The sequence below is a fragment of the Streptomyces sindenensis genome, assembly GCF_014649035.1.
Lineage (GTDB): Bacteria > Actinomycetota > Actinomycetes > Streptomycetales > Streptomycetaceae > Streptomyces > Streptomyces sindenensis.
Window position 1 is genome coordinate 85,391 of sequence record NZ_BMSG01000018.1, and the last position, 23,810, is coordinate 109,200.

Below are 23,810 nucleotides of genomic sequence, written 5' to 3' on the forward strand. Positions count from 1 at the left end.
CGACGAATACGAGGATCCATGGATTTCTGTGTGCTCGGCCCGCTCTCTGTTGTCGACGACGGAATCGACCGGACTCCCAGCGCCCCCAAGCAGCGCCAGATGCTGGCGCTGCTGCTGATGAACGCCAATCATGTTGTGTCCATGTCGCAATTTGTCGAGGAGCTCTGGGAGTACAGCCCGCCCTCCAGCGCCGTCGCGGCTGTGCACACCTACGTCATGCAGTTGCGCCGCACACTCGGCGGACGGCCGAACAGCGCCTCGCCCGGCCCGGCCGGACCGGGCCAGCTGACCACCCGCGACCAGGGCTACGTCCTGCGGGTCGAGCCGGGCGAACTGGACCTGGACGTGTACGAGGACGAGGTCCGCTCCGCCCGGAACAGCCTGGACTGCGGTGCGCTGAGCCGCGGTGCCCGGGAACTGCGCGCCGCACAGCAGCGGTGGCGCGGTCAGATCCTGGTCGACGTGCCCATCGGGCCGCTGCTCCACGCGGCCATCGCGGTCGTCGAGCGCAACCGGCTCGACGCGCTCAGCAGACGCATATCCGCCGACCTGGACCTGGGCCGCCATCACACGCTGATCGGCGAACTGAGCTCCCTGTCGCTGGAGCACCCCGCCGACGAGACGCTCGCCGCCCAGCTGATGCTCGCCCTGTACCGGTCGGGCCGCCGGGTGGACGCCCTGACCGTCTTCCACCGGCTGCGGCACGCGCTGCGCGACGAGCACGGCGCATCGCCCTCCGCCCGTATCCAGCAGCTCAACACCGACATCCTCGCCGCCCATCCGCGCCTCGACGCGCCGTCGATGCCGCGATGGCGGCTCTCGCTCGACCTCGTCGACCCCCGCCCACCGGCGGGGCCGTCCGTACCCACGTGGAGCGGGGCCGGGCTCCCGGGGTGAGCCGGGGCGTGCAACCCCTTCGGGGGGCGCGGTGTTCAGACCGATGAGAGTGCAAGAAACGGCTCCGCCCGGCCCCCGGACGCGAGCCCATCACCAGAAGGACATTCATGGACCTGAAGCTTTCCGGCCGTGTCGCTGTCGTCACCGGGGCGTCGAAGGGCATCGGCCTGGCCGTCACCCGCTCCCTGATCGAGGAGGGGGCACGCGTGGTGGCCGCCTCCCGCAAGATCACCCCGGAGCTCGAGAAGCTGGCCGGCCCGAACCTGGTGCATGCCTCGGTCGACCTCATGGACCCCGAAGCGCCCGGTCAGGTGGTCGAGCGCGCCATCGCGGAGTTCGGCCGGCTCGACATCCTGGTGAACAACGCGGGCGGCCCGCCGCCCGGCATCACGCTGCCCCGTACGGGCTTCTTCGACGCCGACGACGCCGAATGGCGCGCGATCTTCGAGTTCAACCTCTTCGCCGTCGTCCGGGCGATCCGCGCCGCGATCCCGCAGATGCTCCAGCAGGGCGAGGGCTCGATCATCAACGTCTCGACGGGCCTCGCCCGTCAGCCCGCGCCCGCCAACCCCGAGTACGGGGCGGCGAAGGCCGGTCTGACCAACCTCACCCAGGTCCTTTCCGAGGAGTTCGGCCCGCAGGGGATCCGGGTGAACACGGTCTCGCCCGGCCCGGTGCTCACCGCCTGGTGGACCGACGAGGGCGGCGCGGCCGACGTGATCGCCGGGATGGCGGGAACGGACCGGGACAACGTCATGGAGAACGTGGCCCCGGAGATGATGAACCTGGTCACCAAGCGGCTCGTCACGCCGGAGGAGGTCGCCGACGCGATCCTCCTGCTCGCCTCGCCGCGCTCGGCGAGCACGACCGGCGCCGACTTCGCCGTCGACGGAGGGTTCCTCAAGAGCGTCTGATCCCGGCGGCCCGGGATCGGTGGCACGGGCCGCGTGGTGGGCCCCCGGCGTACCGCTGGAGGCCCGCCACGCGCTGCCGTGCCATCGAATCCCGCGCCGGACCCACCGTCCCGGGCTCCACGGCCCCGGGCTTCTCATCGACCTGAGCGGAGACCTCTCATGGAGACATTGAAGGGCAAGACTGCTGTCGTCACCGGGAGCAGCCGGAGCATCGGCCGTGGAATCGCCGAGCGGCTGGCCGCCCGGGGCGCGCTGGTCGCCGTCCACTACGCGACCAACGCCGCGGCCGCGCAGGAGGTCGTCGAGACCATCGGCAAGGCGGGCGGCCAGGCCTTCGCGTTCGGCACCGAACTGGGCCACGAGGGCGACGCCGAACGGTTCTGGGCGGAGTTCGACGTCCAGCGGCGGGCCTTCTCCGACGACGGGGACACCGGGGTGGACATCCTGGTGAACAACGCCGCGGTGGCGCTGCGGGACCACTTCCAGGACGCCACCGTCGCCGACTTCGACCGGATGATCGCCGTGAACATCCGTGCGCCGTTCTTCATCGTGCAGCACGCGCTGGACCGCCTCCGTGACGGCGGACGGGTCATCAACATCTCCTCGGCGGTCACCCGCCTGGGCCTGCCCGAGGTCATCGCCTACGGCGCGACCAAGGGAGCGCTCGACAGCTTCAGCCGCATCCTCGCCAAGGAGCTGGGGTCCCGGGGCATCACGGTCAATGTGGTCGCCCCCGGATACGTGGACACCGACTCCAACGCCGACTGGCTGCGCCACGACAAGGACGCGTGGGAGGAGACCGCGGCGAAGTCCGTGTTCGGCCGGGTCGGGGAGCCCGAGGACATCGGCGACGCGGTGGCGTTCCTCGCCACCGACGCCGGGCGCTGGATCACGGGTCAGCACATCGACGCCAGTGGCGGAACCCGCATGTGAAAGAGCAAAGAATGGCGGTGCCAGGAAAGGGCGGCTGCGAAATCCTCTCTGTGGGGAGTGCGTGACAACCGGCTCCACGACAGTGCTCGGACCACCGAATTCACTGGAGGAACGCCATGACTGTCCACCCGGGCGAGGCCTACTACAACCCGCTGTGCCGGGAGAAACTCGTCATCCGGACGCCGGCCGCCAGCACGAAGGGCGAACGCGCCGTGATGGACATGTATGTCGAACCCGGAGGATTTGCAGCCGGATATCACACGCACCCCTACAGCTCGGAGCGCTTCATTCTCGTACGGGGAGAATTGCGCGTGCATGTCGCGGGCCGGGACATCGTTCTCGACAAGCTCGGGCAGAGTGTTCTCGTGCCTCCCGGCACCGTCCACCGCTGGTTCGCCCACAGCGAGACCGAAGAGACGTTTGTCGTCGTCGAGTTGAACAACCGGGCCGACCGTTTCGAGCAGTTGATATGCCGGCAGCTCTTCGGTCTCGCCCAGGACGGCAAGACGAACAAGGAGGGGCGCCCCAATATGCTCCAGAGCGCCGTCACCATGAGCGAGTTCTCCGATGTGCTCCGGTTCACCGACCGGCCCTGGCCGGTGCAGCGGGTGATCAACGGTGTCCTTTCCCCCGTCGCGCGGCTTCTCGGCTATCAGGGATGCAATCCCGAATATCTTGAGCGCCGGCCCTTCGAGACGGCCGAGCTGGAGGAGCTGCCGGAAGAGGTTCTGGCGCACCTCCACGGCGGCGAGCCGGCCCAGGGGCATCGCTGACCCGTGCGCGCTGTCGTGCCCGGCCCCGGCGCACCGGGCCCGGGCACAACAGCAGGGGACGCGGCGCGCGGGCTAGTTCGGCAGCTCCACGGACTGCCGGTGCCTAAAGACGTTCCTGGGGTCGTACGTCTTCTTGATCCGCTGCAACCGCGGGTAGGCGTCCTTGTAGTACAGCGCGTGCCACGGCACACCGGACGTGTTGTACTGCGGATCGCTCAGATCGGCGTCCGGATAGTTCACGTAGCAGCCGTCGGTGACGCCGTCGGGCACCGGCACGCCGCCCGTCCTCGCGTACACCTCCTGATAGCTCTCCCTGGTCCACGCCACGTATGTGGCGTCGTCCGCCGGGTCGTTCCACTGCGCCGACCAGAGCATCTTGAACGCGGCCTCCCGGTGCCCGGCCGCGGTCGCGTCGTGGCCCACCCCGCGGACCGCGCCACCGAACGGCGTCAGCTGGATGTTCAGGTTCGGGCTGGCGATGTCGGTCCGGGTGAGGTGCTTGTGCATGGCGTCGAGGTGGGCCCGGGGGAACTCGGCCCGCATGTAGGCCGACTTGTACTCGGCGCGCAGCGTCGGGTCGTTGAGCAGCGGATTGGTCGTCCCCACGAAGCGGGTGGCCTGGAGCCACGGCAGCCGGCGCGCGGCGGAGAACTGCGGCATCGGGCCGATGTCGCCCATCTGCCGGGTGAGGGCGCCCCGTCCGATGCGGATGCCCCGGCCCATGTACGCGAGGTACTCCTTCAGCATCCTCTGCGCGCCGGGTGCCGCCGCGTCGACCTGGGTGACCAGCCCGATCTGGCCGTTGGCCTGGTGGTTGAGGATCAGGAAGCTGGTGAGGAAGCGCTGCGGGCTGTCCGCCGCCCCGTGGGCGACGTGCCAGGAGGCGTAGTTCTGGGCCAGCCGCGCGAATCCGTCCCCGCTGAGCCCGGCCCAGGGCCACGAGACCGCGCTGAGCAGGACTTCGGCCGGCGGCTTGGGCAGCAGCGTGCGGGGGTCGGCGCCGACGGCGTCCGGGGAGCGGAAGAAGTAGCGGGTGACGACACCGAAGTTGCCGCCGCCGCCTCCGGTGTGCGCCCACCAGAGCTCCCGGTGGGGGTCGTCCTTCTCCCGGGTGGCCAGTACGGTTCTGGCCCGGCCCGAGGCGTCGACCACCACGACCTCCACCGCGTACAGGTGGTCCACGACCAGGCCGTCCCGGCGTGCGAGCATGCCCCAGCCTCCGCCGCTGACATGGCCGCCCACACCGACGGAGTAGCAGATGCCGCCGGGGACGGTGATCCCCCAGGCCTGGTAGAGCGTTTCGTACAGATCGAGCAGCGTGGCGCCGGACTCCACCGCGATGGCCCGGCGAGCGGGGTCGTAGTACACGCCGTTCATGTGCGAGACGTCGATCACGGCCCGGACATCGGCGTTGTAGACGAAATCCTCCAGGCAGTGTCCGCCACTGCGTATGCTGAGCCGCTTCCCCTCTCTCACGGCCCGCTCCACGATGGCCGGTATCTGCTCGGGGGCGTCCACGAAGTGCACCGAATCGGGGCGCGCCACATACCGGGCGTTCAACGCTCTGACGGAATCCTGGTACTGCTGGTCGGCCGGGGTGACCGTGACCGGACCGATCGACGGATCCGCCGCGCGCGGACCGGGCTTCGCGGTGACGGCGAATGCGTTTCCGCCGCCCGAGAGTAACGCCGCCCCGCCCAGGCCGGCCGTGGTGCCGGTGAGGAACTTCCGCCGCCCGAGACCCGTTGACCGCTTCATCGTTTTCACCCTTCTCGAAGCCGAAAAAGACATTGCTGGTTTCCAGGGACGCCCTGATGTCCCCGGTGGTTCCGCGGGAATGAGCGGAACGTAAGGTTCTGAGGGGGGATGTCGGCGGGGCACCCGATTGCATACGCAAGGGTGGAGTCGCCTCCGGCGAGGGGGGATTGCCGGTGCCCACGGACGTTTTGTCGTGGGGCCGGCGGGCTCGCGTCATGTTTCGGCCGACGTGGCGATAATTAGAGCCAGGCGGCCTCGGCCTGTCAAGCGTGTTCATCTTTCCCCCGGGCCGGCCGAAAGACCGCAAGAATTGGAGTTCCCCGCCCCGGGACGGCACTTAGCATCATCCGCACCGACGCGTGGGAAGGGCTTGAGAAGTGCGTGATACAGACGGTTTTGAACGGCGCAGATTCCTGACGGCCGGCGCGGGCGTGGCGGGCGCCGCCGTCATCGGAGGGGCGGCGACCGCGGGCACCGCGACCGCCGCCGAGCCGGTCGCGGGCGCCGCCCCGGCCGCCCGCCCCGCCTCGGCCGTGGCGGTCACCCCGGCCGACAAGCGCTACCCGGACCTGGTGCGCGGCTGGAACCAGCGGTGGGTCGGCGCGCCGGACGCCGTCTATGTGGTCGAGACGACCGAGCAGGTGGCCCAGGTCGTCCAGCTGGCGGTGGACAAGGGCAAGCGGATCACGGTCCGGGGCGGCGGCCACTGCTGGGAGGACTTCGTCTTCAACGCGGACGTCGACGTCATCGTCGACATGTCGGAGATGGCCACGGTGGGGTACGACCCCCGGATGCACGCGTTCTCCGTCGAGGCCGGCGCACGTCTGCTGGACGTGTACGAACGGCTGTACCGGCCGTGGGGGGTCACGATCCCGGCGGGCACCTGCTACTCCGTGGGTGTCGGGGGCCACGTCAGCGGCGGCGGCTGGGGCATGCTGCTGCGCAAGCACGGTCTGGTCATCGACCACCTGTACGCGGTGGAGGTCGTGGTGGTCGACGCCTCCGGCAAGGTCCGGACGGTCGTGGCCACCCGGGAGCAGGACGACCCCAACCGCGATCTGTGGTGGGCGCACACCGGGGGCGGCGGCGGCAACTTCGGCATCGTCACCCGCTACTGGTTCCGCAGCCCCGGCGCGCCGGGCCGCACCCCCGAGAGCCTCCTGCCCAAGCCGCCCGCCGAGGTGCTGATCAGCGCCGCCGCCTGGGCCTGGAAGGACCTGACGGAAACCGACTTCGTCCGGCTGGTGAAGAACTTCGCGGACTGGCACGTGGCCCACAGCGAGCCGGACGACCCCAATTCCGCCATATGCAGCCTGCTCTCGCTCAACCACCGTTCCAACGGGGCCGTCAATATCGTCACGCAGGTCGACGCCTCCGTCCCCCGCGCCGAGAAACTGCACGCGGACTTCATGGCCGCGGTGACCAGAGGTGTCGGAGTCAGAACCGGACCGGCCGTGACGCCGATCGGCGAGTTCAAGCCCATGCCGGAATTCGCGGAGCCGCGCCGCCTGCCGTGGATGCAGGCGACCCAGTACATAGGAACGGCGAACGCCACGACCAACAACCCCACTCTGAAAGGCGACTTCAAGTCCGCCTACATGCGTGCTTCATTCCCCGCCCGGCATATCAGGAAGCTCTACAAACACCTGTCGCGCGAGGACCTCGGCAACCCGACCGCCTCCCTGATGCTGAGCTCCCACGGCGGGCAGTCCAACGCCGTTCCCGCCACCGCCACCGCCTACGCCCACCGCGACTCGGCCTTCAAGATGGCCTGGATGATCTGGTGGACCGACCCGGCGGACGAGGCCGCGTCCGTGCGCTGGATCCGGGAGTTCTACGAGGACCTGTACGTCGAGACGGGCGGCGTCCCCGTCCCCGACGGCGTCACCGACGGCTGCTACGTCAACTACCCGGACGTCGACCTCAGCGACCCCCGGCACAACACGTCCTCGGTCCCCTGGCACGAGCTCTACTACAAGGGCAACTACCCCAGGCTCCAGCGGATCAAGAAGGCGTACGACCCCAGGAACGTCTTCCGCCACCGGCAGTCGATCGAGCTGCCGTCCTGACCGTCGTGTGAACGGACCGCGGCCCCCGCACCACGCAAGCGGGCGAGGGCCGCGGCGACCCGTGACGGCGACGGCGTCAGCGCTTCAACGCGAAGGTCAGACCGTCCGCGAACGGCAGCAGGCTCAGCTCCACGCGCTTGTCGTCGTGCAGCTTGGCGTTGAACTCGCGCAGCGCCCGCGTCTCCGAGTCCTGCACCTCGTGGTCGATGACCGCGCCGTGCCACAGCACGTTGTCCACCACGACCAGGCCGCCCGGGCGCAGCAGCTTCAGGGCCGCCTCGTAGTACTCGGCATAGCCCTCCTTGTCCGCGTCGATGAACACGAAGTCGAACGAGCCCGGCGCGCCCTCCTCGCGCAGCAGTGCCGCGAGGGTCTCGCGCGCGTCGCCGAGCCGGAAGTCCACCTTGTCGGCCACGCCGGCCCGCTCGCAGAACTCCAGCGCCGTCGCCGCCCAGCCCTCGTCGAGATCCAGGGCCACCACGGAGCCGTCCGCCGGCAGCGCCAGCGCCGTCGACAACAGGCTGTAGCCCGTGAAGACGCCGACCTCCAGCGTGCGCCTCGCCCCGATCGCCTTCACCAGCAGCGACAGGAACTGACCCTGTTCGGGCGATATCTGCATCAGATGCAGAGGCAGTTCGGACGTCTTCTCCCGCAGTTCGGCCAGCAGGTCGGGCTCACGCAGGGAGACATCGGCGACATAGTCCTGAATGGCATCGCTCAAATCGACCTGGATTCTCACACCTGATCCCTTCGATGAAATACCTCTGCTGTTCGGTCATCTAAACTGCGGCCGGTATTCCTGTCAAGTGCGAAAAGGGGTGCGGTACTTCCTTGATTGATTCTTCAGGCGCCCCTGCGACACTGGTCGTGTATCGCTGGGGAATGTGCAGCGCATTTCCTTTGTGTCTCACATTTCGATGTACTCGCATTCCCGATGTGGAGGAATTCTCGTGAGCGCAGGCGAGCGAAGTTTCCGGGACTGCCTGGGACAGTTCGCGTCCGGTGTCACCGTCGTCACCATCCGGCACGGCGACCTGGGAACGGTGCACGGTGCCACCGTCAGCTCGTTCACCTCCGTCTCGCTCCGGCCGCCGCTGGTCATGGTGTCCCTGGACCGGCGCTCCAGGCTGAGCGCGCTCCTGGCCGGCGGGCCGTTCGGGGTGAACGTCCTCGCGGCGGACCAGGGCGACCTCGCGCTCCGCTTCGCGGGCAGGAGCGATGCGCCCCACGAGGACGTCGAGTGGCAGGACACCGGCCCCGCGCCGCGGCTGGCCGGATCCGTCGCGCACTTCGCCTGCGGACCATGGGCCTCCTACGACGGCGGCGACCACCTGCTGTACGTCGGCGAGGTGCTGAGCTTCGACGCCCCGGGCGGCGAGCCCCTGGTCTTCCACAGCGGCGCCTTCCACGCCCTGCGATCGTCCGCCGGTCTCGGATCCGCCCGCCGCTGACGCCGGGCCTCCTTCACCGCCCGCCCCCGACGGGGACTCATCGACCCGAAAAGGAAACCGACATGACGCTTGAGCAGGGCGAGTCCGCAGAAGCGGCGAAAGCGGCCGGCGGCCCGGACACCCCGCGCCGGGTGACGCGCCCGCTGACCGGCGACGAGTATCTGGAGTCGCTGCGCGACGGCCGGGAGATCCACCTCTACGGCGACCGGGTCAAGGACGTCACGTCCCACCCCGCCTTCCGCAACTCCGCGCTGATGACCGCGCGGCTCTACGACGCCCTCCACGACCCGGCCCGGCGCGACGTCCTCACCGCCCCCACCGACACCGGCTCCGACGGCTGGACCCACAAGTTCTTCCGCACCCCCCGCAGCGTCCAGGACCTCGTCGAGGACCGCGAGGCGATCGCGGAGTGGGCGAGGATGACGTACGGCTGGATGGGGCGCAGCCCCGACTACAAGGCCGCGTTCCTCGGCACCCTGGGTGCCAACAGCGACTACTACGCGCCCTACCAGGAGAACGCCCGGCGCTGGTACCGCGAGTCCCAGGAGAAGGTCCTCTTCTGGAACCACGCGATCATCCACCCGCCGGTCGACCGCAACCGGCCCGCGGAAGAGGTCAGGGACGTCTACGTCCACGTGGAGAAGGAGACCGACAACGGGCTGATCGTCAGCGGCGCCAAGGTCGTCGCCACCGGATCGGCGATCACCCACTTCAACTTCGTCTCGCACTACGGACTGCCGCTGAAGGACAAGGAGTTCGCACTCGTCGCGACCGTCCCCATGGACGCGCCGGGACTGAAGCTGATCTGCCGCCCGTCGTACGCCGCGACCGCAGGGGTCATGGGCACCCCCTTCGACTACCCGCTCTCCAGCAGGTTCGACGAGAACGACACGATCTTCGTCATGGACAAGGTCCTCATCCCCTGGGAGAACGTCTTCCTGTACGGGGACGTGGACCGGGTCAACGGGTTCGCCCCGCAGTCCGGCTTCCTGGAGCGCCTCACCTTCCACGGCGCCATCCGCCTCGCCGTGAAGATCGACTTCATCGCCGGGCTGCTGCTCAAGGCGGTCGAGATGACCGGCACCAAGGACTTCCGGGGCGTCCAGGCCCGGGTCGGCGAGGTGCTGGCCTGGCGGAACATGTTCTGGGCCCTGAGCGACGCCGCGGCCCGCAACCCCCAGGAATGGAAGAACGGCGCACTGCTGCCCCGCCTCGACTACGGCATGGCCTACCGCTGGTTCATGACGATCGGCTACCCCCGCATCAAGGAGATCATCCAGCAGGACGTCGCCAGCGGACTGATCTACACCACCTCCGGCGCCGAGGACTTCAAGAACCCCGAGATCCGCCCGTACCTGGACAAGTACGTACGCGGCTCGGGCGGCCACGACGCGGTGAGCCGCGTCAAGCTCATGAAGCTCCTGTGGGACGCGGTCGGCACCGAGTTCGGCGGCCGCCACGAGCTGTACGAGCGCAACTACTCGGGCAACCACGAGGCGGTGCGCACCGACATCCTCCAGGCGCAGGAGGCCAGCGGCCAGGTGGCCGCCTACAAGGGCTTCGCCGAGCGGTGCCTCCAGGAGTACGACCTGGACGGCTGGACCGTCCCCGACCTCGACTCGTTCGAGGGGTTCACGGGCGTACGCGGGAACCTCGGCAGCTCCGGCTGAGTCAGGACGGGCCCGGCGCCGCGCCCCGGACGGCCGCGCCGGGCCCCGAAAGCTCCCGGCGCACCCGCTCGTGCAGGCACACCTCCAGCAGATCCGCGGGCAGCAGGGCCCGGCCGGCCGCCGGCGGCTCCGCGCGGCGGACCGCGGCGAGCACCCGCGCGGCGAACCCGGTGTCCCCCGCCGTCAGCCGGGCGAGCGGGAACCGCCGGGCCAGGACCTCCCGGCCCGGCGCCCCGGCGGCGGCCAGCACCGCGCACACGCCCTTGCCCGCCGCCGCGACCAGCACCGGGCCCAGCGACGACGGGGCGCAGGCGTACCGGATCACGGTCCCGCGACCGCCCGAGCGGAACTCCTGCGGAGTCATGCCGAGGATCGCCGGGGACGCGGAGTAGAAGTGCCCGTTGGAGTTGAAGCCCGACCGGTAGATGGCGTCCGACACCGTGGGGGCGTGCGCCAGTTCGTGGCGGACCCGGCGGGCCCGCACGACCGCCACGTACGCGTGCGGGGTCACCCCGGTGAACGTCTTGAACATCCGGTGGAAGTGGAACCGGCTGTATCCGGCGGAGTGCGCCAGTTCCTGGAGGTTCGGCGGGGCCGCGGACTCGTCCATCAGCCGGCAGGCCCGCGTGACCGCCAGGGCGTGCAGCCTGTTGGGGGCGGCCTCGTCCGCCCCGGTGACGTCCCGTCCGTACGCAACGGCGCCTGTCATCGTCGCTCCCGTCTCTCTTGTCGCCGCCCGTCCTGCCGCGCGGCAGGACGGCTGAACCAACTGCGCCCGTTCAGCCATTCGCGGTCGCGCAGCACCTTCCCGCCGGCCGTGCGGGGGAGTTCGGGCACCAGGTGGAAGCGCGGCGGGACCCCGGACGGGCCGAGGAAGCGGTGGCACCAGGCGGCCAGGTCCGTGCGCGTCAGCCCGTCCCCGCACGCGACCAGGGCCTGGGGAGGGTCGGCCCCCAGCACCACGGCGTCGGTGACGTCCTGGTGGGCCCGGAGCACCGCCTCGATCCGCAGCGCGTCGACACCGCCCGGCGTGAGGCTCTCGACCCGCCCGCGCAGGTACAGCACGCCGGTCGCCGGATCACGGGCCACCAGGTCCTGCGTGGACAGCCAGCCGTCGTGCGGCGGCAGATCCTCGTACAGATAGGGGGACTCGGGGAGATGGACACCGAGGACGCCACCGAGGAGGCGGATGCGGACACCGGGCACGGGCGTACCGATCGCCCCCGGCCCGGCCGCGCCGGACAGATCCGTGGACACCATGCCGGTCTCCGTCGTCCCGTACCCCTGGCCCACCAGCACGCCGTAGCGCCGGGCGAAGGCCCCGGCGTCCCCGGCGTCCAGCACGTCCCCGCCGGAGACGGCGAGCCGCAGATCCGGCAGGGTGAGCCGCTCGTCCGCGTGGGCCAGCGCCGCGAAATGCCGGGGGCCGCCCATCACCACCCGCGCCCCCCGGGCCGCGTCGGCGAGCGCCCCCGGCGTCTGCGCCGTGGGGAAGACCACGGTGGCGCCGGCGTCGAGGGCGTACAGGACCCCCGCGACCAGGGAGAAGGAGTGGGCCACCGGCCCCAGCACCGCGACCCGCTCGCCTTCCCCTGGCATCCGGGGAAGGGACCGCAGCCGCTCCAGTTCGGTCAGCAGCGACCGCGCGGTACGGCCCACGGCCTTGGGACGCCCCGTGGTTCCGGAGGAGAACTGCACGAGGCAGTGGCCGGTGCGCGCCGGGCGGCCGGTGCGCCTGCGGCGTACCAGCACCTCGCACTCACCGACGAACAGGTCCTCGCGCCCGTACAGCTCGCCGAAGGTGATGACGTACTGGGGAGCGCACAGCTCCAGCAGCGCCTCGCGCTCCGCCCGCCCCGATCGCGGCTCCAGCAGCACCACCTGGGCGTCCAGCGACCAGAGCGCGAACAGCGACCACAGCTGGGTGAAGCTGGGTGTTCCGTGCAGTGCGACGGTGCTGCCCGGCCCGATGCCGTGACAGCGAAAGGTGTGCGCCAGCCGGTCCGTCCGGGCCCGGAGCGCGGTCGCGTCGACCTCGGAGCCGGGCCGCCCGGCCTGGGCCCACACCGGGCCCCGGGCGCGGCGTACCAGCGACGACAGCGGAGCCGGCCAGGACTGTTGCGACATGGTCCCCTCCCACGGGCCCGACGGTCCGTCGTGCGACGGCGTCCGGTCCCGGGCGGCCCGCGCGGCGGCCCCGGACCGGACCCCGGTCCTACTTCTCGACGCAGAACTCGCCGACCGGCCAGCCGACGTGCCGCTTGTCGGTCGCGACATGACCCAGCACCTGGTCGCCCTGTTTCAGCTCGGTGACGTTCAGCACGGCGGCACCGGGGCCGAGCACCCGCACATGCCAGTCGTCCTGGACGATGAGGTTGACCTCGACGCCCTCCGCCGAACGGGCCCTGATGCTCAGCAGCGGCCGGGACTCCAGCTTGATGCGGCCCACCACGATGCGACGGGTGCGGCCGTCGGCGCCGACCGCGAGGACGGCGCTGCCCGCCTTGAGCTCGCTGAGGTAGTTGGTGCGGTTGTCCTGCCCGAAGACATAGCTGTGCAGCGCACCCGCGTTGATACGGAACGGGCGGGTCGGCATGTACGGCAGGGGGTGGGTCTCGCTCACGCACAGGATGAACCCGTGGGCGTACGAGCCGATGAGCATCCCCTCGTCCTTCTCGAAGTGGGTGCAGGTGTCGATGCACACCCGGTCCCCGAGCCCGAGATGCTCGATGGACTCGACGGTCAGCGTGGACAGCTGGAGCGCCGGGGTCTTCACCTGGAGCATCTCCACCAGGGCGAAGACGTCGTTGGCGTCCCGGGGCGCCAGGAGCACGCCCTCCGAGCCCTTCTCCAGTACGTCGACGATGACCTGGGCCTCTTCGAGGTCGTCGGCCCGGCAGATCAGCTGACCCGGCGAACTGTCGGCCGCCGCGATCACGATCTCCAGCGGGATCTTCGTCGGGTCCTTGAACTCCACGACGGTGTACGGCAGCGCGATCGCGGTGTCGCAGGCCAGCGTCAGGGACGGGTCGTCGACCACGTTGACCAGACCGGCGGTGTCCTTCTGGCCGTTGCGGTGGAGGGCCTGGAGCTCGCCCAGCCGCCCGCTGTCGGTTATCTCGTTGAGGACGATCACGTCGTCGAGGGGCTGATCGGCCGGGCGCGGGGCGCCGGCCAGTACCCGCTTGACCGTGTTCGGCAAAGTCGCCAGCGTGGCGGCATCGCTGTCGACGACGGCGTCGACCCGGGCGTGGATGGCCGCGTCGATCACCGATTCCCGGTGCTCGGCGCGGACGGTGCGGATGTCGATCCAGGCGAATTTCACAGCACACCTGCCATGTGTGAGGGCGGCGTCGGCTCGGTCGCGAGCACCCGGCCATGGACGATTTCGGCAAGCTCCCGGACCGTCTGCCGGGGGGACGGGCCGGCGAAGACCCGACGCCCGACAGCCAGTCCGCTGCATCCCGCGGCCAGGGCCGAGGACGCGAACTGGTGCAGGGGACGACCACTGCCCCCGCCTCCGGCGACCAGCACCGGCAGCGGGGAGTTCGCCACGACCTCCGACATCCGGGGCGTCGGCGAGGCGAAGACCGTTTTGACGAGATCGGCGCCGAGGTCGGCGGCGATGCTGGTGACGTGCGAGACCAGCTCCGGCTGGCCGGGATCCTCCACCCGCGGCCCGCGCGGGTAGATCATCGCCAGCAGGGGCATGCCCCACCGGTCGCACGCCGAGGCCACGGCGCCGAGATCGGCGAGCTGGGCCGCCTCGGTGGGCGAACCGATGTTGACGTGGACACTGACGGCGTCCGCGCCGATCCGCACGGCGTCCTCCACATCGCCGACCAGCACCTTCGCGTCGACGTCCGGGGCATGGGCGGTACTGGCGCTCAGATGCACCACGAGCGCGGTGCGGGTGAGCAGCCCCGGAGGGATCATCCGTGCCCGGCCCTTGTGGACGACGACCGCGTCCGCGCCGCCCTCGCTGATGCCGCGCACCAGCTCGCGGAAGCCCGCACCGCTGACGAAGGGGCCGTCGGACACGGAGTGGTCGAGGGGGACGAACAGATAGCGCCCGTCACCCCGCCTGGACAGCCGTGCCAGGCGCAGTGCCTTGCCACTCAGCGGCATGCTTGACATGACACACCTCTTCCATCGTGATCTCTGCGCGACCGGAGAGGAACAGGTCGAAAGCCGTGGTGGCCGCTCTCCTCGCTGCACTGTCGCAGCGGCCGCTGAAGAATCGAGCCAGAGAGCCGCGCCGGCGTCCGCCGCGAGAATCGGCCATCGGCCCCCCCGCCCGCGCAACCCGGACTGTTCACCCGGGGTTTGACCCTGCGCCCCCCACCACCGACGACAGACGGAGCAGCCATGCCCGCGAGCCCCCGGGAGACGGTGCCCACCACCGTCGACACTGAAGTCGCCGTGGTGGGCGGTGGTCCGGTCGGCATGCTGGTGGCCAGAGAGCTGGCCCTCCTGGGGGTCGGGGCGACGGTCTACGAGAAGCTGCCCACCCCCTCGCCCGTCTCCAAGGCGAGCACCCTGCACGCGCGGACCGCGCAACTCCTGCACCGGCGGGGCATCCTGGACGCGGTCCAGCCCGGACCCCCCGCCCGGCGGGACGAACGGGGCCGGGTCCGCTTCCACTTCGGCGCGCTGTTCGACCTGGACCTGTCCCGGGTGGTCGACGAGGGCCCGGCCATGATCGCCAGCCCGCAGGCCTGGGCCCAGGAGGTGTTCGCCGGACACGCCCGTACGCTCGGCGCCCGGATCGAACGGGACAGCGAGCTCATCGGCATCCACCAGGAATGCGGCCACGTCCGGCTCGTCCTGCGCGACACGGCCGGCGACACCCGTACGGTCACGGCCCGCTGGGTCGTCGGCGCGGACGGCGCGCGCAGCGCGGTCCGCAGGCTCTCCGGTATCGCCTTCACCGGCACGCCCGCCACGGTCTCCGCCCTCATGGGCGAGGTCCGCCTCCTCGATCCGTGGAACGCCCCCTCGGGGTGGCAGCGCACCCCCCACGGCTGGACCCTGCTGTGGGTGCTGCCGTCCGGCCGCAGCCGTGTGTGCACGTACGACTTCCGCGGCCCGCACCCCGACCGGCACTCCCCGGTCACCCTGGAGGAGCTGCGCGGGGAGGTCGCGCGCATCGCCGGCCGCGAGGTCCCCATGGACTCGCCGGCCTGGCTCACCCGCTTCAGCGATGCCGCGCTCCAGGCAGAGACCTACCGCCACGGCCGGGTCCTGCTCGCCGGGGACGCGGCCCATGTGCACTTCCCGGCGGGAGGACAGGGCGTCAACCTCGGTCTCCAGGACGCCTTCAACCTCTGCTGGAAGCTGGCCGCGCAGCTGCGCGGCGGCGCCCCGGCCGACCTGCTGGACACCTATCAGGCCGAGCGCCACCCCGACGCGGCCGCCGTCCTGCACAACGTGCGCGCGCAGGTCGCGCTGATGGACCCGGCCCCGCGCACCGACGCGCTGCGCGAGCTCTTCTCGGAGCTGATGCACTTCGACGAGGTCAACGACCACCTCAGCAGCATGATCACCGGCACCTCGCTGGTGTACGACATGGGGCTGCGCCGGGACGCCCCGCTGGTCGGCCGGCTCGCCCCCGACATCACGCTGAAGACCGCCGGGGGCACCACCACCCTCGCCGGACTGCTGCACACCGCGCGCCCGGTGCTCCTGGACCTCGCCGACGACGCCGGGCTGCGCGAGGCGTCCGCTCCCTGGCAGGACCGGGTGGACGTCGTCACCGCCACGGCCGACGAGCCGCTCGGCACCACCGCCGTGCTCGTGCGGCCCGACGGCTACACGGCCTGGAGCGGGCGGGGCGACCGGCGGGACGGGCCCGAACTACGGGACTCGCTGACCCGCTGGTTCGGACCCGCCCGCTGACCGGGGAGGCGGGCGGGCTCAGCCCCCGGCCGGACCGCCGGTGCGGAGCGCCGAGCCCCGGCGATGGCATTCCAGGAGATGGGTGTCGACCATCCCGATGGCCTCCATGAGGGCGTAGCTCGTCGTGGGGCCGACGAACCCGAACCCGTGCGCCCGCAGCTCACGGGCCAGCGCCTGGGAGCCGGGGGTGCTCGTCGGCACCTCGGCCGCCGTGCGCGGCCGAGGGGTCTCGGCGGGCCGGTGCGACCAGATGAGCCGGTCCAGGCCACCCTTCTCGCGCAGCGCCAGGACGGCCCGGGCGTTGCGGACGGTCGCCTCGATCTTCGCCCGGTTGCGGACGATCCCGGCGTCGGCCATCAGCCGCAGCACATCGGCGTCCGTGTACGCCGCCACCTTCTCCGGGGCGAATCCGTCGAACGCCGCACGGAACGCGGGCCGCTTGGCGAGGATCGTCAGCCAGCTCAGCCCGGCCTGGAACGCCTCCAGCGTGATCCGTTCGAACAGCGCCTGCTCGCCGTGGACGGGCAGACCCCATTCGCTGTCGTGGTACGCCAGATTGAGCGGGTGGCCGGCGGCCCACGGACAGCGCCTGCGCCCGTCCGGACCCAGCACCGGCCCACCCTTCGAGACCGCGGCGGCCGGGGCGGGGGGAGGCCAGCGGTTACTGCGGCCGTCGTCGATCTGCCAGGTGCCGCCGTCCGCCGTGGCACCGCGCAGCCCGTCGAGGACCGCGACCCCGGCGAGCTCCGCCAGCCGCGGGGAGTCGAGCGAGGCGAAGGCGTACGTACGCTCCGCCGCCCAGTCGGTGCTCTGCGCCAGCCGCCGGCTCATCCGCGCCCAGCCCGGCGGCGCCCCGGCCACCACCCAGGCGTCCGGGGCCCCGGCGGTGAACCGCCGCGCGGGACGGAGCCAGGAGGCGGCCTCCTCGGGCCAGTCCACGACCGCCGTGACCGTGCGCCCGGTCGCCTCCCACGCCGTGACGAAGGCCTCGGCGGCGGCCCGGTGGGCGCCGTCCCCGTCCCGCCCGTGCCCGACGGCGACGTCCCGGACCGTGGACGGGATGAGCCGCAGGAGCGCTTCCAGCTCGGCGGCGGTGTGCCGGGCGTCAGGCGGCGTCATGGAACACCAGCCCGAGCGTGCGGCGGAGACCGGAGCGTACGGTGCTCACCCCGTGCCTCATGGGCGCGGCCGACCAGCCGCGGGCCGAGGCCACCGGCCGGTCACGGGTGGTGAAGATCAGCCCGCCGCCCTGCGGGAGGACCGCCGAACTGCCCCGGGACTGCGCCCGGGGCCGCTGCTCGACCATGAGGAACTCGCCGCCGGTGTAATCGCTCGCGTACGTGTCGAGCCCGATGACCACCTGGAGCGGGAAGACCAGGTCCCCGTACAGATCCCGGTGCAGCGCGTTCCAGTCGCCCTGCCCGTAGCGCAGCAGGATCGGCGTCGGCCGGGTCTGCCCGGCCTCGTGGCACATCGCGAGCCACTCCTGGAGGCTGTCGGGCCAGGGCGCGGGCCGTTTCAGCTTCTCGGCCCACTCTCGGGCGATCGGCAGCAGCCGGGGGTAGAAGGCCTCGCGCAGCTCCGCGACCGGCTCGGGGATCGGGTGGTCGAAGTACCGGTACTGCCCGGCTCCGAACCGGTAGCGCTGCATGTCGATCGTGGCGCGGAATCGTGTCGTGTCGTCGTATAACTCGGCGATGCTCCGGCACTGCTCGGGGCTGAGGAGGGGCGGGGTGACCGCGAAGCCGTGCGCGTTCATCTCCTCGGAGACCCTCGCCCAGTCGGTCCCCTCGATCGGGGACGGACGGGGACCGGACGGGTTGACGTCGTGGGATGGCATGGCCACCACCGTATGTCCGTCGCCACGGGGACCCGCCGCGGACGGCGAACTTCCCCCAGGTTTCCGCGCCCCGCCCGCCGCGCGCACGAAAAAGCCCCTGATCTGCGTTTCCGCAGATCAGGGGCTTTCCCTGAAGGGTGAGTAACGGGACTTGAACCCGCGACATCCTGGACCACAACCAGGTGCTCTGCCAGCTGAGCTATACCCACCATGTCGCCCGGTCGTTTCCGACCGGCCGAGAAAAAGTGTACAGGGTCCGGGAGGGTGCTCGCGCCCCCGTTTCCCCGGGCCGGTCCGCGGGCGCTCGCACGCCCGTGACCAGCGGGTTCCTACGGTGCGGCCGGGGCCGCCAGGCGTGCCGCGATCTCCTTGGCACGCTCCGAGTCCGGGCCGGGCTGCGGGACGAAGACCGCCTCCCGGTAGTAGCGGAGCTCCGTGATGGAGTCACGGATGTCCGCCAGCGCCCGGTGGTTGCCGTTCTTGTCCGGGCTGTTGAAGTACGCCCGGGGGAACCAGCGCCGGGCCAGCTCCTTGACCGAGGACACGTCCACGATCCGGTAGTGGAGGTAGCTCTCCAGGTCCCGCATGTCCCGCGCCAGGAAGCCGCGGTCGGTACCGACCGAGTTTCCGCAGAGCGGGGCCTTGCCGGGCTCCTTCACATGCTCGCGGACGTAGGCCAGGACCTGCTCCTCGGCCTCCGCCAGGGTGGTGCCCCCGGCCAGCTCGTCGAGGAGGCCCGAGGCGGTGTGCATCTGCCGCACCACCTCGGGCATGGTCTCCAGGGCCGCGTCCGGCGGGCGGATCACGATGTCCACCCCTTCGCCGAGCACGTTCAGCTCCGAGTCGGTGACCAGGGCGGCCACCTCGATGAGTGCGTCGTCCGTCAACGAGAGCCCGGTCATCTCGCAGTCGATCCACACCATGCGGTCGTTCATGGGCCCCACCCTACGGGGCACTCCGCTGTCCCGGCAGGGCCGGGCGTCCGGGAACGAACGCGTCAGGACCCGGCAGGGAGTGCTCCCCGGGCCCCACCGACGCCGCCACGGCGACGGGTGCGGCGGACACGGGCGTGCCCCGGCGTCCGGGCGGCGGCCCCTGGCTGGGCACCGTCGTCTCGACCACCGTCGCGGCGCTCTCCGCCACCCCCTGCGGACGACGGGCCCGGTAGGCGGCCCGGTACGCGGCGGGGGAGGAGCCGAGCTGGCGGCGGAAGTGCCCGCGCAGCGCGACCGGGGAGCGGAAGCCGCAGCGGCCGGCGACCTCGTCGACGGAGTAGTCGGAGGTCTCCAGCAGCCTCTGTGCCTGAAGCACCCGCTGGGTGATCAGCCACTGGAGCGGTGCGCTGCCGGTGAGCGAACGGAACCTGCGGTCGAAGGTCCGCCTGCTCATGTAGGCGCGCGCCGCGAGCGTCTCCACGTCGAACTGCTCGTGCAGATGCTCCAGGGCCCAGGCCACGACCTCGGCGAGCGGGTCGGACCCGATCTCCTCCGGTAAAGACCTGTCCAGGTAGCGCTCCTGCCCGCCACTGCGCCGCGGCGGCACGACGAGCCGGCGCGCGAGCGCCCCGGCGGCCTCCGTGCCGTGGTCGGTGCGGACTATATGGAGGCAGAGATCGATGCCCGCCGCCGTTCCGGCGGAGGTGAGCACGTCGCCGTCGTCCACGAACAGCTCGCGCGGATCGACGTGCACCGACGGATAGCGCTTGGCCAGCGTCGGCGCGTACATCCAGTGCGTGGTGGCCGGCCGGCCGTCCAGCAGGCCGGCGGCCGCGAGCACGAAGGCTCCCGTGCACAGACCGACGATGCGGGCGCCCTCCTCGTGGGCGCGCCGCAGCGCGTCCAGTGCCTCGGCGGGCGGCGGCGAGGTGATCGACCGCCAGGCGGGCACCACCACGGTGCCGGCCCTGCTGATCGCCTCCAGGCCGTACGGCGTGGTGAGTTCGAGCCCGCCGGTGGTGCGCAGCGGACCTTCCTCGCCCCCGCAGACCAGCAGGCGGTAGCGGGGAACTCCCGCGTCCTGCCGGTCGATCCCGAAAACGGAGAGCGGGATGGAGCTCTCGAAGATAGGGCCGCCGCTGAACAGCAGCACGGCAACGACTTCCCGGCGTCGCCGCCCGGTCAGCTTGCGTGCGGCCTCCGTCGCGGTGGCGGAGTCCTGGCTCATGACGCTAAGCCCCCCTCGGTGTTCGCGTCTTTCTGGTCCTTACGGGCCTGCCGCTCCTGCACGTTTCCCCTCGGTTTCGCACGGTTCCCCAGCCCCCGATTTTCAAGATCGAATCTACTGCGTCGCGTGGTCCTGCCGTGACACCTTCCCCCACCAGCTCAATGTCGATAAGGAAACGTGGCGTGAAGCGTTCGATCACGAAGCGTTTCACCTGCGAAGCGCACAGGGAAGTGCCCTTCGCCAACGTGGCCCGTCCGCGTCGGGTGAAAGCGTACCGCGCGGTCCGTTCCTGCCTGGTGGGCGGTGGGTTGTCCGGCCATCCGGTGAAGGGGTCACCCCTCGGCTGAAGTTGGCTGAAAATCATCGGTTGTGTGTGCTGTATCCAGTCACGCCGGGCGCACAACCGACGCGGGGCGACCGCGCCGGTGCGCTCCCTCGCGGCCGTGGCCGCATGGCGTGTTCGGGTCAGGGAGGGCGGGTGTGGCGGGTGTTGTGGCGCGGACGGGGCCGAGGCTCCGCGGGTTCCCGCCGCCGGTCGATGTGCCGGGGAACACACGAACGACGGGTTTCGGGTGGTCCTCGGCGACGTGGCCAACGGGGACCGGGTACGGGCTCCGTCACCGCCTCCGGCGGGTGGTCGGGAGACGTCGCGAAAAACAGGACGCCCGACGGTGTTCGCCGTCCCGAAGGCCCGTGTACGACACAACCGGCATTGCCATACCGGACGGGCTCGTGCATGCTCCCTCAAGCGTCAAGCACGCTTTTGCGGGGGTCTGGGCGATGGAGGAGTGACGCCGTACCCTTGGGGGTATGGGGTTGGGAAGATGATTCCCGGACAGAGCTTCACCGTCAGCCGACGCACCTGATGCACATCGAAACCGTTCCCTCCTCACGAGGACTCTCTTCGCCGAGACACCGATGGCCGGTCACGAAATCCCTGAACCCAAAGACCGCAAGCCGCTGGCCGACCCAGGGTCGGAGCCGCGCACGGTCGACGAAGCACGCCATGCGTGCGATCCCGCCTTCCGGCACGGAGTCGTGGTCGGTTTCGACGGCTCCACGTCCAGCGAGCGGGCCCTCGCCTACGCCATCGGCATGGCCGGCCGCTCGGGCTCCGGCCTGATCATCGTCCACGTCGCCAACCGCCTGCCGACCACCGTATGGGCGGGCTGCGAGCCCCCTGTCTTCGTGGACGTCCCCGACCACCGCACCGAGGTCCTCGGCCTGGAGCTGGCCTGCGCCGACTATCTCTCCGAGGTCCCCTGGGTGCTGGTCGAGCGCGGTGGCGACATCTGCCACGAGCTGGAGGAGGTCGGCCGGGAGTACGCCGCCGACGCCATCGTCGTGGGTTCCACGCACGGCATCGTGGGCCGGATCTTCGGATCGGTGGCCGGCCGCCTGGCCCGCCGCGCGCAGCGCCCGGTCGTCGTCATCCCCTGATCGTCCGCGCCTGCTGAGGGGCCGCCAGAAAGCCCTGCGGGAGCACGCGTCGGGCCCCGTACCGCGATGGAAGCGGTACGGGGCCCGACGTCGTGCCGGCGGTCGCGCGCCGCCGTCTACTCGACCGTCACGGACTTCGCCAGGTTGCGCGGCTTGTCGATGTCCCGGCCCATCGCGAGGGCCGTGTGGTACGCGAACAGCTGGAGCGGGATGCCCATGAGGATCGGGTCCAGCTCGTTCTCGTTCTTCGGCACGACGATCGTGTGGTCGGCCTTCTCCTGCACCTGGTGGGCCACGGCGAGGATCCGGCCGCTGCGGGCCTTGATCTCCTCCATCGCGGCGCGGTTCTTCTCCAGCAGGTCGTCGTCCGGCACGATCGCCACGGTCGGCATCGCGGGCTCGATCAGCGCGAGGGGGCCGTGCTTCAGCTCGGATGCCGGGTAGGCTTCGGCGTGGATGTACGAGACCTCCTTCAGCTTCAGCGAGGCCTCGCGGGCCACCGGATAACCGCGCACCCGGCCGATGAACATCATCGACTTGGCGTCCGCGTACTCCGCCGCCAGCCGCTTGATCTCGTCCTCGCGTCCCAGGATCTCGCTGATCTGCTCCGGCAGCCGGCGCAGCCCGTCGATGATCCGCTTGCCGTCCGCGACCGACAGGTCACGGATCCGGCCCAGGTGCAGCGCGAGCAGCGCGAAGGCGACCACCGTGTTGGTGAAGCACTTGGTGGAGACCACGCAGACCTCCGGGCCCGCGTGGACGTACGTACCGCCGTCGGCCTCGCGGGCGATCGCGGAGCCGACCACGTTCACCACGCCCAGCACCCGCGCGCCCTTGCGCTTCAGCTCCTGGACGGCGGCCAGCACGTCGTACGTCTCGCCCGACTGGGAGACCGCGACGTACAGGGTGTCGGGGTCCACGACCGGGTTGCGGTAGCGGAACTCGGAGGCCGGCTCGGCGTCGGCGGGGATCCGGGCCAGCTCCTCGATCAGCTGGGCGCCGATCTGGCCCGCGTGGTACGAGGTGCCGCAGCCGAGGATCTTGATCCGGCGCACCCCGCGCGCCTCACGGGCGTCCAGGTTGAGGCCGCCCAGGTGCACGGTGGAGAACCGGTCGTCGATCCGGCCGCGCAGGACCCGGTCCACGGCGTCGGCCTGCTCGGAGATCTCCTTGTGCATGTACGTGTCGTGGCCGCCCATGTCGTACGACTCGGCCTCCCACTCCACGGTGGTGGGCGTGGCCGTCGTGGTCGAGCCCTCGGTGGTGTACGTACGGAAGTCGTCGGCCTTCAGGGTGGCCATCTCACCGTCGTCCAGCGTGACGACCTGGCGGGTGTGGGCGACCAGGGCGGCGACGTCGGAGGCGACGAACATCTCCTTCTCGCCGATGCCGAGGACGACCGGCGAGCCGTTGCGGGCGACCACGATGCGGTCGTTGAAGTCGGCGTGCAGCACGGCGATGCCGTAGGTGCCCTCGACGTGGCGCAGCGCCTCGCGGACCTTCTCCTCCAGGGTCTCGGCCTGGGCGCGGGCGATCAGGTGGGTCAGCACCTCGGTGTCGGTCTCGGAGAGGAAGACGACGCCGTCGGCGGTGAGCTTGGCGCGCAGCTCGGAGGCGTTGTCGATGATCCCGTTGTGGACGACGGCGACCTTGTTCTCCGCGTCCAGGTGCGGGTGGGCGTTCTCGTCGCTCGGGGCGCCGTGGGTGGCCCAGCGGGTGTGGGCGATACCGGTGGTGCCCGCGAACCGCTTGGGGACCTTGGCCTCCAGCTCGCGGACCCGGCCCTTGGCCTTGACCATCTTCAGCGTGCCCGGCTTGCCCGCCGCCGCCTTGCCGGTGATCACGATGCCCGCGGAGTCGTAGCCCCGGTACTCCAGCCGCTGCAGCCCTTCCAGCAGCAGCGGAGCGACGTCACGCTTCCCGATGTATCCGACGATTCCGCACATGGATTTCTCTGCCCCTCCATCGACGTACACGTACACACGCGGTGCGGCGCCCCGCGCA

At 71.0% G+C, this 23,810-nt stretch carries 21 protein-coding genes and 1 tRNA gene; 10 read left to right on the forward strand and 12 right to left on the reverse strand.

Going from position 1 to position 23,810, the window contains the following annotated elements; all coding sequences use genetic code 11:
- Positions 1–18 precede the first annotated feature (18 nt).
- From IE145_RS20215 to IE145_RS20230, 4 genes are all read left to right on the forward strand, one after another.
- On the forward strand, positions 19–897 hold the full coding sequence (locus IE145_RS20215) for an AfsR/SARP family transcriptional regulator (RefSeq protein WP_229825694.1): 879 nt from the start codon (positions 19–21) through the stop codon (positions 895–897).
- Positions 898–1,004: 107 nt separating this feature from the next.
- Positions 1,005–1,811 (forward strand): SDR family NAD(P)-dependent oxidoreductase, encoded by an 807-nt coding sequence (locus tag IE145_RS20220; RefSeq protein WP_006124751.1) that lies wholly within the window; start codon positions 1,005–1,007, stop codon positions 1,809–1,811.
- Positions 1,812–1,970: 159 nt separating this feature from the next.
- Positions 1,971–2,744, forward strand: a complete 774-nt coding sequence (locus IE145_RS20225; RefSeq protein WP_189526839.1) for an SDR family oxidoreductase — start codon at positions 1,971–1,973, stop codon at positions 2,742–2,744.
- Positions 2,745–2,860: 116 nt separating this feature from the next.
- On the forward strand, positions 2,861–3,517 hold the full coding sequence (locus IE145_RS20230) for a cupin domain-containing protein (protein WP_189526841.1): 657 nt from the start codon (positions 2,861–2,863) through the stop codon (positions 3,515–3,517).
- A 72-nt stretch (positions 3,518–3,589) separates the two neighbouring features.
- Here the strand turns inward: IE145_RS20230 and IE145_RS20235 are convergent, their stop codons facing one another.
- The gene (locus IE145_RS20235) at positions 3,590–5,275 is read right to left on the reverse strand and encodes an FAD-binding oxidoreductase (RefSeq protein ID WP_189526842.1); all 1,686 of its coding nucleotides are present in this window, start codon (positions 5,273–5,275) and stop codon (positions 3,590–3,592) included.
- A 431-nt stretch (positions 5,276–5,706) separates the two neighbouring features.
- Here IE145_RS20235 and IE145_RS20240 point away from each other — a divergent pair, with 431 nt between their 5' ends.
- A complete protein-coding gene (locus tag IE145_RS20240; protein ID WP_189526912.1) occupies positions 5,707–7,344 on the forward strand; it encodes an FAD-binding oxidoreductase in 1,638 nt (545 codons plus the stop codon).
- A gap of 76 nt (positions 7,345–7,420) precedes the next feature.
- On the opposite strand, the gene IE145_RS20245 is transcribed toward IE145_RS20240, so the two are convergent.
- The gene (locus IE145_RS20245) at positions 7,421–8,065 is read right to left on the reverse strand and encodes a class I SAM-dependent methyltransferase (RefSeq protein ID WP_229825696.1); all 645 of its coding nucleotides are present in this window, start codon (positions 8,063–8,065) and stop codon (positions 7,421–7,423) included.
- Between the two features lie 229 nt (positions 8,066–8,294).
- On the opposite strand from IE145_RS20245, the gene IE145_RS20250 reads away from it, so the two are divergent.
- Positions 8,295–8,795, forward strand: a complete 501-nt coding sequence (locus IE145_RS20250; RefSeq protein ID WP_229825698.1) for a flavin reductase family protein — start codon at positions 8,295–8,297, stop codon at positions 8,793–8,795.
- Positions 8,796–8,857: 62 nt separating this feature from the next.
- Positions 8,858–10,465, forward strand: a complete 1,608-nt coding sequence (locus IE145_RS20255; protein WP_229825700.1) for a 4-hydroxyphenylacetate 3-hydroxylase family protein — start codon at positions 8,858–8,860, stop codon at positions 10,463–10,465.
- Position 10,466: 1 nt separating this feature from the next.
- Here IE145_RS20255 and IE145_RS20260 read toward each other — a convergent pair whose 3' ends face one another.
- From IE145_RS20260 to IE145_RS20275, 4 genes are all read right to left on the reverse strand, one after another.
- Complete coding sequence (locus IE145_RS20260) at positions 10,467–11,174, reverse strand: helix-turn-helix domain-containing protein (RefSeq protein WP_229825702.1); 708 nt, start codon at positions 11,172–11,174, stop codon at positions 10,467–10,469.
- On the reverse strand, positions 11,171–12,592 hold the full coding sequence (locus tag IE145_RS20265) for a class I adenylate-forming enzyme family protein (RefSeq protein WP_229825703.1): 1,422 nt from the start codon (positions 12,590–12,592) through the stop codon (positions 11,171–11,173). Before IE145_RS20265 ends, IE145_RS20260 begins: the two co-directional genes overlap by 4 nt.
- Before the next feature lie 88 nt (positions 12,593–12,680).
- On the reverse strand, positions 12,681–13,790 hold the full coding sequence (locus IE145_RS20270; protein WP_189526851.1) for a 3-dehydroquinate synthase II family protein: 1,110 nt from the start codon (positions 13,788–13,790) through the stop codon (positions 12,681–12,683).
- Positions 13,787–14,593 carry a 2-amino-3,7-dideoxy-D-threo-hept-6-ulosonate synthase gene (locus IE145_RS20275; protein WP_189526915.1) on the reverse strand — a complete coding sequence of 269 codons (807 nt, stop codon included), beginning with the start codon at positions 14,591–14,593 and terminating at the stop codon, positions 13,787–13,789. Before IE145_RS20275 ends, IE145_RS20270 begins: the two co-directional genes overlap by 4 nt.
- 240 nt (positions 14,594–14,833) lie before the next feature.
- Between IE145_RS20275 and IE145_RS20280 the strand changes: the two genes are divergently transcribed.
- The gene (locus IE145_RS20280; protein ID WP_189526853.1) at positions 14,834–16,363 is read left to right on the forward strand and encodes an FAD-dependent monooxygenase; all 1,530 of its coding nucleotides are present in this window, start codon (positions 14,834–14,836) and stop codon (positions 16,361–16,363) included.
- 18 nt (positions 16,364–16,381) lie between these two features.
- Here IE145_RS20280 and IE145_RS33855 read toward each other — a convergent pair whose 3' ends face one another.
- The 5 genes from IE145_RS33855 to IE145_RS20305 form a co-directional block, all read right to left on the reverse strand.
- Positions 16,382–17,482: a DNA-3-methyladenine glycosylase I gene (locus IE145_RS33855; protein WP_308427824.1), complete on the reverse strand. Its 1,101-nt coding sequence runs from the start codon at positions 17,480–17,482 to the stop codon at positions 16,382–16,384.
- Complete coding sequence (locus IE145_RS20290; protein ID WP_189526855.1) at positions 17,469–18,203, reverse strand: 2OG-Fe(II) oxygenase; 735 nt, start codon at positions 18,201–18,203, stop codon at positions 17,469–17,471. The genes IE145_RS33855 and IE145_RS20290 overlap by 14 nt, the downstream gene beginning before the upstream one ends.
- A 136-nt stretch (positions 18,204–18,339) precedes the next feature.
- Positions 18,340–18,412: transfer RNA gene (locus IE145_RS20295), tRNA-His, on the reverse strand.
- A 120-nt stretch (positions 18,413–18,532) separates the two neighbouring features.
- Positions 18,533–19,138 (reverse strand): oligoribonuclease, encoded by a 606-nt coding sequence (orn, locus tag IE145_RS20300; protein ID WP_069739578.1) that lies wholly within the window; start codon positions 19,136–19,138, stop codon positions 18,533–18,535.
- Between the two features lie 10 nt (positions 19,139–19,148).
- Positions 19,149–20,366 (reverse strand): helix-turn-helix domain-containing protein, encoded by a 1,218-nt coding sequence (locus tag IE145_RS20305; protein WP_006124732.1) that lies wholly within the window; start codon positions 20,364–20,366, stop codon positions 19,149–19,151.
- A 182-nt stretch (positions 20,367–20,548) separates the two neighbouring features.
- On the opposite strand from IE145_RS20305, the gene IE145_RS20310 reads away from it, so the two are divergent.
- The gene (locus tag IE145_RS20310) at positions 20,549–20,713 is read left to right on the forward strand and encodes a hypothetical protein (RefSeq protein ID WP_189526857.1); all 165 of its coding nucleotides are present in this window, start codon (positions 20,549–20,551) and stop codon (positions 20,711–20,713) included.
- Positions 20,714–21,284: 571 nt separating this feature from the next.
- On the forward strand, positions 21,285–21,806 hold the full coding sequence (locus tag IE145_RS20315; protein ID WP_069739543.1) for a universal stress protein: 522 nt from the start codon (positions 21,285–21,287) through the stop codon (positions 21,804–21,806).
- Between the two features lie 116 nt (positions 21,807–21,922).
- Here the strand turns inward: IE145_RS20315 and glmS are convergent, their stop codons facing one another.
- On the reverse strand, positions 21,923–23,752 hold the full coding sequence (glmS, locus tag IE145_RS20320; protein ID WP_189526859.1) for a glutamine--fructose-6-phosphate transaminase (isomerizing): 1,830 nt from the start codon (positions 23,750–23,752) through the stop codon (positions 21,923–21,925).
- Positions 23,753–23,810: the final 58 nt, after the last annotated feature.

Excerpts from the sequence above, each read along its gene's own strand:
- IE145_RS20215 (WP_229825694.1), top strand. The coding sequence starts at position 19 with ATGGATTTCTGTGTGCTCGGCCCGCTCTCTGTTGTCGACGACGGAATC.
- IE145_RS20220 (WP_006124751.1), top strand. The coding sequence starts at position 1,005 with ATGGACCTGAAGCTTTCCGGCCGTGTCGCTGTCGTCACCGGGGCGTCG.
- IE145_RS20225 (WP_189526839.1), top strand. The coding sequence starts at position 1,971 with ATGGAGACATTGAAGGGCAAGACTGCTGTCGTCACCGGGAGCAGCCGG.
- IE145_RS20230 (WP_189526841.1), top strand. The coding sequence starts at position 2,861 with ATGACTGTCCACCCGGGCGAGGCCTACTACAACCCGCTGTGCCGGGAG.
- IE145_RS20235 (WP_189526842.1), bottom strand. The coding sequence starts at position 5,275 with ATGAAGCGGTCAACGGGTCTCGGGCGGCGGAAGTTCCTCACCGGCACC.
- IE145_RS20255 (WP_229825700.1), top strand. The coding sequence starts at position 8,858 with ATGACGCTTGAGCAGGGCGAGTCCGCAGAAGCGGCGAAAGCGGCCGGC.
- IE145_RS20260 (WP_229825702.1), bottom strand. The coding sequence starts at position 11,174 with ATGACAGGCGCCGTTGCGTACGGACGGGACGTCACCGGGGCGGACGAG.
- IE145_RS20265 (WP_229825703.1), bottom strand. The coding sequence starts at position 12,592 with ATGTCGCAACAGTCCTGGCCGGCTCCGCTGTCGTCGCTGGTACGCCGC.
- IE145_RS20275 (WP_189526915.1), bottom strand. The coding sequence starts at position 14,593 with ATGCCGCTGAGTGGCAAGGCACTGCGCCTGGCACGGCTGTCCAGGCGG.
- IE145_RS20280 (WP_189526853.1), top strand. The coding sequence starts at position 14,834 with ATGCCCGCGAGCCCCCGGGAGACGGTGCCCACCACCGTCGACACTGAA.
- IE145_RS33855 (WP_308427824.1), bottom strand. The coding sequence starts at position 17,482 with ATGACGCCGCCTGACGCCCGGCACACCGCCGCCGAGCTGGAAGCGCTC.
- IE145_RS20290 (WP_189526855.1), bottom strand. The coding sequence starts at position 18,203 with ATGCCATCCCACGACGTCAACCCGTCCGGTCCCCGTCCGTCCCCGATC.
- orn (WP_069739578.1), bottom strand. The coding sequence starts at position 19,138 with ATGAACGACCGCATGGTGTGGATCGACTGCGAGATGACCGGGCTCTCG.
- IE145_RS20305 (WP_006124732.1), bottom strand. The coding sequence starts at position 20,366 with ATGAGCCAGGACTCCGCCACCGCGACGGAGGCCGCACGCAAGCTGACC.
- IE145_RS20315 (WP_069739543.1), top strand. The coding sequence starts at position 21,285 with ATGGCCGGTCACGAAATCCCTGAACCCAAAGACCGCAAGCCGCTGGCC.
- glmS (WP_189526859.1), bottom strand. The coding sequence starts at position 23,752 with ATGTGCGGAATCGTCGGATACATCGGGAAGCGTGACGTCGCTCCGCTG.